Source organism: Microbispora sp. NPDC049125, from assembly GCF_040802045.1.
Classification (GTDB): domain Bacteria; phylum Actinomycetota; class Actinomycetes; order Streptosporangiales; family Streptosporangiaceae; genus Microbispora.
In genome coordinates this window covers 13,070-27,808 of record NZ_JBEZDW010000038.1, presented here as the reverse complement: position 1 = coordinate 27,808, position 14,739 = coordinate 13,070, and the positions used below count along the sequence as shown (strand labels likewise).

Here is a 14,739-nt window from a genome sequence, read left to right as displayed (position 1 = left end):
TCCCCCCGTGGACGGCCCGGAACCGGAGCAGGGGCCGCGCAGGCCCTGGACAGCGGCCGCCCCCCCCCAGGGCGGCCACCATGAGGGGCCGTGAGGCCCGGCGGCCGGGCCGCCTCCCCGGAGGCGGCCCGGCCACGAGGCGATGAGAGGGGCGCCACATGGCCGTACCCGAGCCGATCCTCCGGATGAGGGGGATCGGCAAAGAATTTCCCGGAGTCAAGGCGCTCGACGGCGTCGACTTCCGGCTGCTGCCGGGCGAGATCCACGCCCTGATGGGCGAGAACGGCGCGGGCAAGTCAACGCTGATCAAGGTGCTGACCGGTGTGTACGGCATCGACGCCGGCGAGATCGAGCTTGAGGGGCGCCCCGTCGCCTTCGCGAGCCCGCTCGCCGCGCAGCACGCGGGGATCAGCACGGTCTACCAAGAGGTCAACCTCTGCGCGAACCTGTCGGTGGCGGAGAACATCTTCATCGGCCGCGAGCCCCGCCGCTTCGGCGCGATCCGGTGGAGCGCGATGCGCGACGCGGCGGAGGAGCTGCTGGGCCGGCTCGACCTCGACATCGACGTGGGGGCCACGCTGTCGACCTACTCGCTGGCCATCCAGCAGATGGTGGCCATCGCGCGGGCCGTGGACGTCGACGCCAAGGTGCTCATCCTCGACGAGCCGACCTCCAGCCTGGACGCGGGGGAGGTCGCCCAGCTCTTCCGGGTGATGCGGCGGCTGAAGGAGCAGGGCATCGCGATCCTGTTCGTCTCCCACTTCCTCGACCAGGTCTACGAGATCTCCGACCGCATGACGATCCTGCGCAACGGCAGGCTCGTGGGGGAGCACCTCACGGCCGAGCTGAGCCAGGTCGAGCTGGTCGGCAAGATGATCGGACGAGAGCTCGCCGAGCTGGAGAAGCTGGAGGGCAAGCCGCTCGCCCGGGAGAACGCGGCCCTCGTCGAGGCGCAGGACGTGGGACGCACGGGGGCGATCGAGCCGTTCACCCTCACGATCCACGAGGGCGAGGTGGTCGGCCTGGCCGGGCTGCTCGGCTCCGGCCGCACGGAGATCGCCCGGCTGCTGTTCGGCGCCGACCACGCGAGCTCGGGAACCGTACGGATGGGCGGGAAGCCGGTCACGCTGCGCACCCCGCGCGCCGCGGTCAACCACAAGATCGCCTTCAGCTCGGAGAACCGGCGGGCCGAGGGGCTCATCCCCGAACTGACCGTCCGCGAGAACATCGTGCTGGCCCTGCAGGCGGCACGCGGCTGGACCCGCCCGATCCCCCGGCGCAGGCAGGACGAGCTGGTCGACAAGTACATCACCGCGCTGAACATCCGCCCGGCCGACCCGGAGCAGCTCATCCGGAACCTCAGCGGCGGCAACCAGCAGAAGGTGCTGCTGGCCCGCTGGCTCATCCTGGAGCCTCGTCTTCTGCTCCTCGACGAGCCCACCCGCGGCATCGACGTGGGGGCCAAGGCCGAGATCCAGCGCCTGGTGGCCGAGCTCTCCGACGGAGGCATGGCCGTGCTGTTCATCTCCGCCGAGCTGGAGGAGGTGCTGCGGCTCAGCCACAAGGTCGGCGTGCTGCGGGACCGCAAGCTCGTCGCCGAGCTGGACAACGACGACGAGCTGACCACCGACATCCTCACGGAGACGATCGCGAGCGGAGCTCGATCATGAGCCGGTTCCTCAGACACCGCCTTTTCTGGCCCGTGGTCATCCTGGCGCTGTTGCTGCTGCTCAACCTGGTGTTCACGGACAACTTCTTCAGGATCCAGATGAAGGAGGACCACCTCTACGGCAGCCTCATCGACATCGTCCGCTTCGGCGCGCCGCTGATCCTCGTCTCGCTCGGCATGACGCTGGTGATCGCCACCAGCGGCATCGACCTGTCCGTGGGGTCCGTCGTGGCGATCACGGGGGCGCTGGCCTGCCTGCAGATCAGCGATCTCGGCGATCAGAACTCGACCGGCGGAGTGCTCGGGGCCATCGGCGTCGCGCTGGTCCTGTCGATGATCCTCGGCGCATGGAACGGGTTCCTCGTCGCCGCCGGCATCCAGCCGATCATCGCGACGCTGATCTTGATGGTCGCGGGGCGCGGCCTCGCCCAGCTCATCACCGACGGGCAGATCATCACGATCAACAGCTCGCCGTACAAGCTGATCGGCGGCGGCTACTGGCTGACGCTGCCGTTCGGGATCATCATCGTGGCCGCGGTGCTCACGCTGACCGCGTTCCTCACGCGGCGGCTGGCCCTGGGGCTGCTCATCGAGTCGGTGGGCGGCAACGCCGAGGCGAGCCGGCTGGCGGGCATCAGCTCGCGCGGCGTCATCATGATGGTCTACACGTTCTGCGCGCTGTGCGCGGGGGTCGCCGGGCTGATGATCAGCTCGAACGTCTCCAGCGCCGACGGCAACAGCGCGGGGTTGTGGATCGAGCTCGACGCCATCCTGGCCGTCGTCATCGGCGGCACCCCCCTGGCAGGGGGCCGGTTCTCCCTGAGCGGTACGGTGCTGGGTGCGCTCATCATCCAGACGCTGAGCACGACGATCTACTCGATCGGCGTGCCGCCGGAGACCACGCTGCTGTTCAAGGCCCTCGTCGTCACAGTGGTGTGCCTCATCCAGTCCCCCGCATTCCGCGAGAAGGTGTTCCACCGCCGCAGGCGCCCCAACGCCCCGGGCCCGGTGGCCGAAGAGAAGGTGAAGGTGCCGGCATGACGACAACCGCTCCTTCGGGCGCCCCTCCCGGCGCCCCGCCTGACGCGGGCCCCGGCGTACTGTCCCGGCTGGCACACCAGGCCCTCGGCCCCGTCCGCAAGGGTCTCGCCGTGGTGGGCGACCGGGTCCCGAACAGGCACATCCCCGTCCTGGTGACCGCGGTCCTGCTGGTGGTGATGTTCGTCACCGGCGGGATCCGCTACGAGGGCTTCGCGAGCGGGCAGGTCATCCTCAACGTCTTCGTCGACAACGCCTACCTGCTGGTCCTCGCCATCGGCATGACCTTCGTCATCCTGACCGGCGGCATCGACCTGTCCGTCGGTGCCGTGGCCGCGCTGGCGACGATGGTCGCGGGGACGCTCATCAAGGCGGGCTGGTCTCCCTGGCCGGTGATCCTCGCGGTGCTCGTCATCGGCACGGTCCTCGGGCTGGGGATGGGCGCCATCATCCAGTACTTCGAGATCCAGCCGTTCATCGTGACGCTGGCCGGCATGTTCCTCGCGCGCGGCCTGTGCTTCGCGATCAGCACCGACTCGATTCCCATCGAGAACTCCACGTTCACCAGCCTCGCCCAGGACAAGATCCAGCTCGGCGGCGACCTGTGGATTTCGCCGAGCGTGGCGATCGCGGGTGTGGTCGCGCTGATCGCGGCGTACGTTCTGCACTACACCCGGCTCGGCCGCAACGTGTACGCGACGGGCGGCAGTGAGCAGTCGGCCCTGCTCATGGGCCTGCCGGTGGCCCGTACGAAGATCATGGTCTACACGGTGAGCGGCCTGTGCTCGGCTCTCGGCGGGCTGCTGTACTCGTTCTACACGCTGTCGGGCTACGGGCTTAACCTGGTCGGCACCGAACTCGACGCGATCGCCGCGGTCGTGATCGGCGGCACCCTGCTCACCGGCGGCAGCGGCTACCTGCTCGGCACCGTCCTCGGTGTCCTCGTGCTGGGCCTGATCCAGACGATGATCAGCTTCGAGGGCACGCTGAGCGCGTGGTGGACGAAGATCTTCATCGGCGTCCTGCTGTTCGCCTTCATCCTCATGCAGCGCCTGTTCTCGGCACGGTCACGCCGGTGAAGGACGCGCCGGAAAGTTACCTGAAAGTTTCGGCGACGTTATGCCGAACCGTTGACATGGGGGTTGTTAACGATAACACTCGTTAGGCGCAGTTTGTCCTAGTTTAGCCATGTTTATTACGTATCTGCTACTTTACCGGCAGCAGTCGCATCCAGCTCTGCTGCGACCCCCAGCGCAAGGAGATGTACATGAGGTTGGGAAGAATCGGGGGCGTGGTGTCGGCCATCGCGCTCGCCGCGACCATGTCGGCCTGTGGCTCCAGTGAGAAGACGGTCGACGCCGGGGCCACCGCGGCCCCCGCCTCCGGCAGCGCCGGCGCCCTGATCGGCGTCACCATGCCCACGAAGTCGTCGGAGCGCTGGATCCACGACGGCGACAACCTGAAGCAGCAGCTCGAGGGCCTGGGCTACAAGGTCGACCTCCAGTACGCGGAGAACGACATCCCCACCCAGGTCAACCAGATCGAGAACCAGATCACCAAGCACGCCAAGCTTCTGATCATCGCCTCGATCGACGGCACCGCGATCACCTCGCAGCTGCAGGAGGCCGCGGACAACAAGATCCCGGTCATCGCCTACGACCGGCTCATCCGCAACAGCCCGAACGTCGACTACTACGCCACGTTCGACAACTTCAAGGTCGGCGTGCAGCAGGCGACCTCGCTGCTGAAGGGCCTCGGCGTCGACAGCGGCAAGAAGGGCCCGTTCAACGTCGAGCTGTTCGCCGGCTCGCCCGACGACAACAACGCCACGTTCTTCTTCAACGGCGCCATGTCGGTGCTCCAGCCGAAGATCGACGACGGCACGCTGAAGGTCAAGAGCGGCCAGACCGACTTCAAGCAGGCCGCCATCCTGCGGTGGGACCCCGCCACCGCGCAGAAGCGCATGGAGGACATCCTCACCAAGACCTACGGCAGCGCCAAGGTCGACGGCGTGCTCTCCCCGTACGACGGCCTGTCCATCGGCATCCTGTCGGCGCTCAAGAGCTCCGGCTACGGCACCGGCGGCCAGCCGTACCCGGTCGTGACCGGCCAGGACGCCGAGCTCGCGTCGGTGAAGTCGATCATCGCCGGTGAGCAGTACTCCACGATCTTCAAGGACACCCGCAAGCTCGCGGAGCAGACCGTGAAGATGGCCGACGCGGTGCTGAAGGGCCAGAAGCCCGAGGTGAACAACACCAAGGACTACAACAACGGCAACAAGGTCGTCCCGTCGTACCTTCTGGACCCGGTGGTCGTCGACAAGGACAACTACAAGGAAATCATCATCGGCAGCAACTACTACACCGAGGATCAGCTCAAGTAGGGAATGAGGCCCGGGGACGTGTCCCCGGGCCTTCCCTGAGCGAGGGGCATATGACCGAGCACATCTTGCGGATGAGCGGGATCACCAAGACGTTCCCCGGCGTGAAGGCGCTGCAGGACGTCAACCTGTCCGTCCGGCGGGGCGAGATCCACGCGATCTGCGGCGAGAACGGCGCCGGCAAGTCGACGCTGATGAAGGTGCTGTCCGGGGTCTACCCGCACGGCGACTACGAAGGCGAGATCACCTTCGAGGGCAAGCGCTGCGAGTTCGGCGGCATCCGCGACAGTGAGCACGCCGGCATCGTCATCATCCACCAGGAGCTGGCCCTGAGCCCGCAGCTGTCGATCGCCGAGAACATCTTTCTCGGCAACGAGCGGGCCAAGCGCGGCATCATCGACTGGAACCGGACCAACTACGACGCCGCCGAGCTGATGAAGCGGGTCGGGTTGCGGGAGAACCCCACGACGCCGATCTTCGACATCGGCGTCGGCAAGCAGCAGCTCGTGGAGATCGCCAAGGCCCTGTCGAAGGAGGTCAAGCTCCTCATCCTCGACGAGCCGACCGCGGCGCTCAACGACGATGACTCGGCTCACCTGCTCGACCTGCTGCGCGGGCTCAGGGACCAGGGCATCACCTGCGTGATCATCTCCCACAAGCTCAACGAGGTGATCGCCATCGCGGACGCCGTCACGATCATCCGTGACGGCCGCACGATCGAGACGCTGAACATGGCCACCGACCATGTGACCGAGGACCGCATCATCTCCGGCATGGTCGGCCGCGCTCTCGAGAACCGCTTCCCGGCGCACGAGGAGTCGATCGGCGAGGAGGTCTTCCGCATCGAGGACTGGACGGTCTACAGCCCCAGCCAGCCCGGGAGGAAGGTCGTCGACGGGGCCGCGCTGACGCTGCGCCGCGGCGAGATCGTGGGGCTCGCGGGGCTGATGGGCGCCGGGCGGACCGAGCTGGCGATGAGCGTGTTCGGGCGGACCTACGGGACGCACATCTCCGGCAAGGTCTTCAAGGACGGCAAGCCGATCGAGATCCGCAACGTGCAGGACGCGATCAGGCACGGCATCGCCTACGCCACCGAGGACCGCAAGAGATACGGCCTCAACCTCATCGAGGACATCAAGCGCAACACCAGTGCGGCAGGGCTCAAGGGCCTGTCCAAGCGCGGGTGGGTCAACGAGAACGAGGAATACCGGGTCGCCGAGCAGTTCCGCCGGAGCATGAACATCAAGGCGCCCAGCGTCAACAGCGTCGTCGGGAAGCTGAGCGGCGGCAACCAGCAGAAGGTCGTCCTCTCCAAGTGGATCTTCACTGAGCCGGACGTCCTCATCCTCGACGAGCCGACCAGAGGCATCGACGTCGGCGCCAAGTACGAGATCTACACGATCATCAACCGCCTGGCCGACCAGGGCAAGGCCGTGCTGGTGATCTCTTCTGAGCTGCCTGAGCTGCTTGGCATATGCGACCGCATCTACACGCTCTCCGAGGGGCGCATCACAGGCGAGGTGCCGCGCCGGGAAGCCACGCAGGAACGCCTCATGCATCTCATGACCAAGGGACAGGAGTAGCTCCAATGAGCAGCATCACGCCCGCCGACGTCGAAGTCGGTGCCAAGGGCGACGGGGGAGCGCCACGGCAGCCGGGACGGGTGTCGCTCGGCGGTCTGTCGCTCAACCTGCGCTCCAGCGGTATCTACATCGCCTTCGCGTTGATCATCGTGCTCTTCTCGGTGCTCACCGACGGGGCTCTGCTGGAGCCGCAGAACATCTCGAACATCATCGTCCAGAACTCATACGTCCTGATCCTCGCGATCGGGATGATCCTGGTCATCATCGCCGGCCACATCGACCTGTCGGTCGGCTCGGTGGTCGCGGTCACCGGCGCGCTGTCCGCCGTGCTCATGGTGAACATGGGCATCGCCTGGCCGCTGGCCATCGTGATCACGATCATCGCGGGCGCGCTGGTCGGGGCATGGCAGGGGTACTGGATCGCGTACTTCGGCATCCCCGCGTTCATCGTGACGCTGGCCGGGATGCTGCTGTTCCGGGCGCTGACCATGACCGTGCTGGGCAACCAGGGCATCGGCCCGTTCCCCGACCAGGTCCGCACGCTGGCCAACGGCTTCACCGACGGCTATGTGGGCAACATCGGCCTCGGGCCGCTGGGCGGCGCCGACCTGTTCAGCCTGCTGGTCGGCATCGTCGCGATCGGCGGCATGGTCACCGCGCAGTGGCGCACCCGGGGCGCCCGCAAGGGCTACGGCCAGGCGGTCGAGCCCATCGCGCTGTTCGCGCTGAAGATGGCGGCCGGAGCCGCGCTGATCCTCTTCGTCGTCGTGCAGCTCGCGCGTTTCAAGAACCTGCCGTGGGTGCTGGTGCTGCTCGCGGTGCTCGTGCTCGCGTACTCGCTGATGGCCAACCGCACCGTGTTCGGACGGCAGATCTACGCGATCGGCGGCAACCTGCAGGCGGCGGTGATGTCCGGTGTGAAGGTCAAGTCGGTCGTCTTCTGGATCTTCGTCAACATGGGTGTGCTGTCGGCCATCGCCGGCATCATCTTCGCCGGCCGCCTCAACCAGGCGGGCCCCACCGCGGGCAACTCCTTCGAGCTGGACGCCATCGCGGCGGCCTTCATCGGCGGCGCGGCCGTGCAGGGCGGTGTCGGCAAGGTGGTCGGCGCGATCACCGGTGGCCTGATCATGGCGGTCATCAACAACGGCATGTCCCTGATCGGCTCCCCCAGTGAGCGGGTCATGCTCGTGAAGGGCGCCGTCCTGCTCGCCGCCGTGGCGTTCGACGTGTGGACCAAGCGCAGAGCGGGTGCCGCGCGCTGACCGGATGACAACAGTGTCGTGGCCTGAAGCCGATCGACGCCGTCGCGACCTCGCCGATCAGGGATCGGCGAGGTTGCGGTGTGCGGATGCTGTGCATGCCCCCAAGAATCACTGGAGTTCAAAGTGAACGTTAACAACGAGCGCTACGTGATCGGCGTCGACTTCGGCACGCTGTCTGGTCGCGCCGTCGTGGTGCGCGTGAGTGACGGCGAGGAGCTGGGCGCCGCCGTCCACGAGTACGCCGAGGGGGTGATCGAGACCGCGCTGCCGGGCGGCGGGACGCATCTCGGACCCGACTGGGCGTTGCAGTCGCCGCGCGACTGGGTCGACGTGCTGCGCCACGCCGTGCCCAAGGCGCTGGCCGCGGCCCAGGTCCCGGCCGAGCAGGTGATCGGCATCGGCACGGACTTCACCGCTTGCACGATCCTCCCGGCCACGGCCGACGGCACGCCGTTGTGCGAGACCCTTCCCGACCGCCCGCACGCCTGGCCCAAGTTGTGGAAGCACCATGCGGCGCAGCCGCACGCCGACCGCATCAACGCGCTGGCCGCCGAGCGCGGCGAGCCGTGGCTGCCCCGGTACGGCGGCAAGATCTCCTCCGAGTGGGCCTTCGCCAAGGGGCTCCAGGTCCTGGAGGAGGACCCGGAGGTCTACGACCGGGCCGACCGCTGGATCGAGGCCGCCGACTGGATCATCTGGCAGCTGTGCGGCGCCGAGACCCGCAACGTCTGCACGGCCGGCTACAAGGCGATCTACCAGGACGGCGGCTACCCGTCGAAGGACTTCCTCGCGGCGCTCAACCCCGCCTTCGCGGACTTCACCGGCAAGCTCGGCCAGGAACTGGCGCCGCTCGGCGGCCTCGCCGGCCGGCTGACCGCCGAGGCCGCCGGATGGACCGGCCTGCCCGAGGGGATCGCCGTCGCGGTCGGCAACGTCGACGCCCACGTCACCGTCGCCGCGGCCGACGCCGTCCGGCCCGGCCAGATGGTCGCCATCATGGGCACCTCCACCTGCCACGTCATGTGCTCCGACCAGCTCGCCGAGGTGCCCGGCATGTGTGGCGTCGTGCGGGACGGCATCGTGCCCGGCCTGTGGGGCTACGAGGCCGGCCAGTCCGCCGTCGGCGACATCTTCGCCTGGTTCGTCGACACCTCGGTCCCGGCGTCGTACGCCGAGCGGGCCGCGGAGCGGGGGCTGAGCCTCCACGAGCACCTGACCGAGCTGGCCTCGGCACAGAAGGTCGGCGCGCACGGGCTGGTGGCGCTCGACTGGCAGGGCGGCAACCGCTCGGTGCTGGTCGACCACAACCTCTCCGGCGTGATCGTCGGCCAGACGCTGGCCACCCGGCCCGAGGACGTCTACCGGGCCCTGATCGAGGCGACCGCGTTCGGCGCCCGGCTGATCGTCGAGACGTTCGAAGCGGCCGGCGTGCCAGTCGAGGAGTTCGTGGTCGCGGGCGGCCTGCTGAAGAACCGCTTCCTCATGCAGGTCTACTCCGACATCCTGCGCCGCCCGCTGTCGGTGATCGGCTCCGACCAGGGCCCCGCTCTTGGATCGGCCATCCACGCGGCCGTCGCGGCGGGCGCGTACGCGGACCTCGGCGAGGCGGCGGCGGCGATGGGCAAGCGCGAGACGGCCGCCTACCGGCCCGACCAGGAGCGGGCCGACGCCTACGACCGGCTGTACGCCGAGTACCGCCGGCTTCACGACCACTTCGCGGACGGTGGGATGCACCACCGGCTCCGCTCGATCAGGAACGAGGCCAGTGCATGATCGCGGGACTGAGGGAGACCGTCTGCCGGCTCCACGCCGAGCTGGTGCGGTACAACCTGGTGGCGTGGACGGCGGGCAACGTCTCCGGCCGGGTGCCTGGAGAGGATCTGTTCGTCATCAAGCCGAGCGGGGTGTCGTACGACGACCTGACGCCGGAGTCGATCGTGGTGTGCGATCTCGACGGGAACCTGGTCGAGGGGGATCTCTCCCCGTCCAGCGACACCGCCGCGCACGCGTACGTCTACCGGCACATGCCGGAGGTGGGCGGCGTCGTCCACACCCACTCGACGTACGCCTCGGCGTGGGCGGCGCGCGGTGAGGCGATCCCGTGCGTGCTCACCGCGATGGCCGACGAGTTCGGCGGCGAGATCCCCGTGGGCCCGTTCGCGCTGATCGGCGGCGACGACATCGGCAAGGGCATCGTCGCGACGCTGACCGGCCACCGCTCCCCGGCGGTGCTCATGCAGAACCACGGGGTGTTCACGATCGGCGATTCGCCCAAGGCGGCCGTGAAGGCGGCCGTGATGTGCGAGGACGTCGCCCGCACCGTCCACGTCGCGCGTCAGCTCGGCGAGCCGCTGCCGATCCCGCAGCATGACATCGACAGCCTGTACGACCGCTACCAGAACGTCTATGGACAGAGGAGTGCCCGGTGAAGGTTTGGTTCCTGACAGGCAGCCAGGGCCTGTACGGCGACGAGACGCTGCAGCAGGTCGCCGACCAGTCCCGGCGGATCGCCGAGGAGCTGGGTGCCGCGCTCCCGGTCGAGCTGGTGTGGAAGCCGGTGCTCACCGACGCCGGGGCCATCCGGCGGGTGTGCCTGGAGGCCAACGGCGACGACGACTGCGTCGGCCTGATCGCGTGGATGCACACGTTCTCCCCGGCCAAGATGTGGATCGCCGGGCTCGACGCGCTGCGCAAGCCGCTGCTGCACCTGCACACGCAGGCCAACCGGGAACTGCCGTGGAGCTCCATCGACATGGACTTCATGAACCTCAACCAGGCCGCGCACGGCGACCGTGAGTTCGGCTACGTCCAGACGCGGCTCGGCGTGGCACGCAAGACCGTGGCCGGGCACGTGAGCGACCCGTCGGTGGCGGCGCGGATCTCCACCTGGGCGCGCGCCGCGGCCGGGCGGGCCGAGGTCGGCTCGTTGCGCCTGGCCCGGTTCGGCGACAACATGCGGGACGTCGCGGTGACCGAGGGCGACAAGGTCGAGGCGCAGCTGCGGTTCGGGGTGTCGGTCAACACCTACGGCGTGAACGACCTGGTGGAGGCCGTGGACGCCGCCGCCGACGCCGACGTGACGGCCCTGGTCAAGGAGTACGAGGACGCCTACCACGTCGCTCCCGAGCTGCAGGCCGGCGGCGACCGGCACGACTCCCTGCGGTACGCCGCGCGCATCGAGCTGGGCCTTCGGCACTTCCTCGAAGCCGGCGGCTTCAAGGCGTTCACCACGAACTTCGAGGATCTGGGCGGCCTGCGGCAGCTCCCCGGGCTCGCCGTGCAGCGGCTGATGGCCGACGGCTACGGGTTCGGCGGTGAGGGCGACTGGAAGACCTCCGTGCTGCTGCGCACGCTCAAGGTGATGGGGGAGGGCGTCCCCGGCGGCACCTCCTTCATGGAGGACTACACCTACAACCTCACGCCGGGCGAGGAGCTGATCCTCGGGGCCCACATGCTGGAGGTCTGCCCCACGATCGCGTCGGGCACGCCGTCCTGCGAGATCCACCCGCTCGGCATCGGCGGCCGGGAGGACCCGGTGCGCCTGGTGTTCGACGCCGAGCCGGGGCCCGCGGTGGTGATCGGCCTGGCCGACATGGGTGAGCGGTTCCGCCTGGTCGCCAACGAGATCGACGTGGTGGCGCCGCCCCAGCCGCTGCCCAACCTGCCCGTGGCCCGCGCCGTGTGGAAGCCGCGGCCGGACATGCGCACCTCGACCGAGTCGTGGCTGACGGCGGGCGCGCCGCACCACACCGTGCTGTCGGCCGCCGTCGGGGCGGAGGAGCTGACCGACCTGTCGGACATGCTCGGCGTGGAGCTGCTCGTCATCGACGCGGAGACCACCTCCCGCCAGTTCGCCAAGGAGCTGCGCTGGAACCAGGCGTACTACCGGCTCGCCAAGGGGATGTGACGCCGAGCGCGTGAACGGCCGGCGGAGGTGGTGATCGGGTCCTGAGGGGCACGGTCCCGTACGGCCGGCCACGGGCGGCGCTCGGCTGAGCCCGTGTGGCGCCTGGAGCATGGGCCCTTTCCCCGGCCGGGAGACCGGGGGAAGGGCCCAAGTGCTGGGAGCCGCTTCTTCATGCGCTCCCAGACGGATCCGGGCCCGCGATCCGCGACATCTTGTCCGGATTGGCGATGAGATAGATCGTCTGAATGACCCCGTCGACGACCACGAGCGAGATGACCGTGATCGCCCGGCCTCCGGCCCATGCCACGATCGCGGGGCCGCCGTTCAGCTCGGCGATCTCCAGTTCCATCTCCAGCGACGGGGACGCGCCCAGTGACACCATGAAACGGCGGCGGCCCTCGTCGCTCGCGATCGCGGCGAGGAACCGTGTGACCGGCCCGGCCCCGGACAGCTCGCGCAGCGGAGCCCGCACCTTGCCCCCGCCGTCGCCGACGAGGTGGACGTCCCCGGCCAGCAGGGCCGTCAGGCCCTCCATGTCGCCCTCGGCGCAGGCGGCGGCGAACCGCTCGGTGACCTCGCGGCGCTCCCGGCGGTCCACGTCGAAGCGCGGCCTGCCCTCCCGCACGTGGTCGCGGGCCCGCCTGGCGAGCTGCCGTACGGCGGGCTCGCCCCGGCCCAGGATCTGCGCGATTTCGGCGTGGGTGAAGCCGAACGCCTCCCGGAGGACGAACACGGCCCGCTCCAGCGGTGAGAGCGTCTCCAGCACGACGAGGAGGGCCATCTCGACGGTCTCGGCGAGCTCGGCCCGTTCGGCGGCGTCCGGCGAGGTGACGATCGGCTCGGGCAGCCACGGCCCGACGTACGCCTCCCGTCTGGCCTGCGCGCGCCGCAGCCGGTCGATGGACAGGTTGGTGGTGACGCGTACGAGGTACGCCTTGGGGTCGGCCACGGCCGAGGCGTCCACGTCCGCCCAGCGCAGCCAGGCCTCCTGGACCACGTCCTCGGCGTCGGCGACGCTGCCGAGGATGCGGTAGGCCACACCGGTCAGCAGTCCCCGGTGCTCGGTGAAGACATCGGCGGTCATAGACGACAAGACGTATCACGGGACGCCCGCCGTGACATCCCGCTCCGGTTACCGCCGATCGCACCGGCTCCTATACACTTGCTCGCATCGCACGGGGCTATAGCGCAGCTGGTAGCGCACCTCCATGGCATGGAGGGGGTCTGGGGTTCGAGTCCCCATAGCTCCACCAGGGACGGTTCAGTGAACCACCGGCTCAGTAGGTGCCGGTGAAAAGGGCGTGTCGCGGTAGTCAGGTGACGGGCGCCGAGACGACTGCGGACATCATGCCGGATGGTCTGGACCGGCAGCTGTGGCGGCGCGGGCAAGAACCGTCGCCGGCCACCTCCGGCTCTTCCGCCTCCTCCGTCTCCATGAGACGGCGAGCGTCACGACGAAGGCGGTGGCTCCCACGCGCCACGACCCCATCAAGAGCCCGGTGGCGATCGCGAAGCCGATGTGGCGCGCGGCTCTCATCCATAAGGCTCTGTGGAGCGGACCAGGGACGGTGGACATGCGGCCTCGGCGTGCCCGGACCCAGCACGCGGCCGCCCAGAAGGCGAGCGCGCCGGCCAGCTTCAAAAGTTTGCCGGGCCGCTCCTCGATCACCGAGGTGAGCTCTTCCGCGCGGACGGCGGCGCGGACAGGGTCGGTGTACCTGAGACGGGCGGCGATCCGCACCAGCTTCCGAGCGGCCCAGGGGGAGACGTCGCACGCCTCGTTGATCAGCAGGCCGGTGCCGATCCCGATCAGGATCTCAAACGATGTCATCGGGCCTCACCCGCGACGTGCCTGCCGAAGAGCCGGTCGAAGGCGTGTCCCCCTGCCAGGCGCGCGGACACGGCGCCGGGCCGGCGCTCGGCGAGCAGAGCCGGAGCGCGGCGGGCCCCCTCGCCGGTGAGGGAGTAGAAACGGCGGCGGGGCCTGCTGGGATCGGGGTTCTCGGACTCCCATCGGCCGGAAATCCACTTGGCGTCCTCAAGCCTGTCCAGGACGTTGTAGACCGTCGGACCGGTTCGGCCGACGGCCTTGATGATCGCCCAGCCGTGCAGCTCCTCGCCTCGGCGATGCGCGTCGACCAGTGCCTCGATGACGTCGAGAGTGGGTTGCGTGATCCGTCGGATCTCGGCCATTCTCTTATCTTACCTAAGTCAATCAGGCGGTCACTGGCCTGCCGAGTAAGCTCTTCGTTCAGGTCCAGGCGGTTCGATTCGCATCTCGGAGCGTCCATTGGAGGGCCGGGGTGAGGTGGCTCGGGATCGTCGCCGGTATCCCGTCGAGAACGATCTCCTTGGGTGCGGCCCATCACGGCGAGCGTCAGGGTCAGCCGTCCAGGCCGGCCTTGCGCTTGGCCCACTGGTCGAGGAGGTCGGGCATCGCCTCCTGGACGAAGACGTAGAAGTCCCGCATGCCGGCCAGGCGTGCCCCTGAGGGGGTGTCCGGCCCCCCGGCGGCGGCGACCCCCTGGTCCGCGGCCTCGGCGAGCACCTTGATCAGGGTCATCTTGGCGATCGTCACCTCGTACCACGAGTCGTCGACCAGCCGGTAGCGGTCCCGGCGCGACCCGGGGACCGGCTCCCGCGCGACCATGTTGATCTGGATCAGGTAGCGCACGGCCCCGGAGATCGCCGCGGGGCTCACCCCGAGCCGCTCGGCGAGCTCGCCCGCACTGAGGGAACGCTCGTCCGCACACATGATCACGAAGAGCACGCGGGCGGCCATCCGCGGGACGCCCCAGTCGGCGAGCATCATGGCCATGCGCTCGACGAAGTCGCGGATCGCCTCCTCGTCGCGCCGTGGTGCCTGAGACATGTGCCACTCCCTACCCGTCGACGTC

Annotated in this window: 13 protein-coding genes and 1 tRNA gene; 10 read left to right on the top strand and 4 right to left on the bottom strand. The window is 68.9% G+C overall.

Annotated features, from left to right (window positions below; all coding sequences use genetic code 11):
- The first annotated feature begins 158 nt into the window (after positions 1–158).
- The 9 genes from AB0B72_RS32465 to araA all read left to right on the top strand — a co-directional run bounded on the left by AB0B72_RS32465 (position 159) and on the right by araA (position 11,842).
- On the top strand, positions 159–1,670 hold the full coding sequence (locus AB0B72_RS32465) for a sugar ABC transporter ATP-binding protein (RefSeq protein WP_367743114.1): 1,512 nt from the start codon (positions 159–161) through the stop codon (positions 1,668–1,670).
- Positions 1,667–2,710: an ABC transporter permease gene (locus AB0B72_RS32460; RefSeq protein ID WP_367743113.1), complete on the top strand. Its 1,044-nt coding sequence runs from the start codon at positions 1,667–1,669 to the stop codon at positions 2,708–2,710. Before AB0B72_RS32465 ends, AB0B72_RS32460 begins: the two co-directional genes overlap by 4 nt.
- Positions 2,707–3,786, top strand: coding sequence for a galactofuranose ABC transporter, permease protein YjfF (gene yjfF, locus AB0B72_RS32455; RefSeq protein WP_367743111.1), 1,080 nt, complete (start codon positions 2,707–2,709; stop codon positions 3,784–3,786). Before AB0B72_RS32460 ends, yjfF begins: the two co-directional genes overlap by 4 nt.
- Before the next feature lie 188 nt (positions 3,787–3,974).
- A complete protein-coding gene (gene chvE / locus AB0B72_RS32450) occupies positions 3,975–5,090 on the top strand; it encodes a multiple monosaccharide ABC transporter substrate-binding protein (protein WP_367743110.1) in 1,116 nt (371 codons plus the stop codon).
- Between the two features lie 50 nt (positions 5,091–5,140).
- Positions 5,141–6,670, top strand: coding sequence for a multiple monosaccharide ABC transporter ATP-binding protein (gene mmsA, locus AB0B72_RS32445; protein ID WP_367743109.1), 1,530 nt, complete (start codon positions 5,141–5,143; stop codon positions 6,668–6,670).
- Positions 6,671–6,675: 5 nt separating this feature from the next.
- A complete protein-coding gene (gene mmsB / locus AB0B72_RS32440; RefSeq protein ID WP_367743108.1) occupies positions 6,676–7,935 on the top strand; it encodes a multiple monosaccharide ABC transporter permease in 1,260 nt (419 codons plus the stop codon).
- Between the two features lie 123 nt (positions 7,936–8,058).
- A complete protein-coding gene (gene araB, locus AB0B72_RS32435; protein ID WP_367743107.1) occupies positions 8,059–9,708 on the top strand; it encodes a ribulokinase in 1,650 nt (549 codons plus the stop codon).
- A complete protein-coding gene (locus AB0B72_RS32430) occupies positions 9,705–10,364 on the top strand; it encodes an L-ribulose-5-phosphate 4-epimerase (RefSeq protein WP_367743106.1) in 660 nt (219 codons plus the stop codon). Before araB ends, AB0B72_RS32430 begins: the two co-directional genes overlap by 4 nt.
- On the top strand, positions 10,361–11,842 hold the full coding sequence (gene araA, locus AB0B72_RS32425) for an L-arabinose isomerase (RefSeq protein ID WP_367743105.1): 1,482 nt from the start codon (positions 10,361–10,363) through the stop codon (positions 11,840–11,842). Before AB0B72_RS32430 ends, araA begins: the two co-directional genes overlap by 4 nt.
- Positions 11,843–12,011: 169 nt before the next feature.
- Here the strand turns inward: araA and AB0B72_RS32420 are convergent, their stop codons facing one another.
- Positions 12,012–12,926 (bottom strand): RNA polymerase sigma-70 factor, encoded by a 915-nt coding sequence (locus AB0B72_RS32420; protein WP_367743104.1) that lies wholly within the window; start codon positions 12,924–12,926, stop codon positions 12,012–12,014.
- A gap of 93 nt (positions 12,927–13,019) precedes the next feature.
- Between AB0B72_RS32420 and AB0B72_RS32415 the strand changes: the two genes are divergently transcribed.
- Positions 13,020–13,095: transfer RNA gene (locus AB0B72_RS32415), tRNA-Ala, on the top strand.
- A 92-nt stretch (positions 13,096–13,187) separates the two neighbouring features.
- Here the strand turns inward: AB0B72_RS32415 and AB0B72_RS32410 are convergent.
- The 3 genes from AB0B72_RS32410 to AB0B72_RS32400 form a co-directional block, all read right to left on the bottom strand.
- A complete protein-coding gene (locus AB0B72_RS32410) occupies positions 13,188–13,673 on the bottom strand; it encodes a hypothetical protein (RefSeq protein WP_367743102.1) in 486 nt (161 codons plus the stop codon).
- The gene (locus AB0B72_RS32405) at positions 13,670–14,035 is read right to left on the bottom strand and encodes a PadR family transcriptional regulator (protein ID WP_367743101.1); all 366 of its coding nucleotides are present in this window, start codon (positions 14,033–14,035) and stop codon (positions 13,670–13,672) included. The genes AB0B72_RS32410 and AB0B72_RS32405 overlap by 4 nt, the downstream gene beginning before the upstream one ends.
- Positions 14,036–14,225: 190 nt before the next feature.
- Positions 14,226–14,714 (bottom strand): GbsR/MarR family transcriptional regulator, encoded by a 489-nt coding sequence (locus AB0B72_RS32400; RefSeq protein WP_367743100.1) that lies wholly within the window; start codon positions 14,712–14,714, stop codon positions 14,226–14,228.
- Positions 14,715–14,739: the final 25 nt, after the last annotated feature.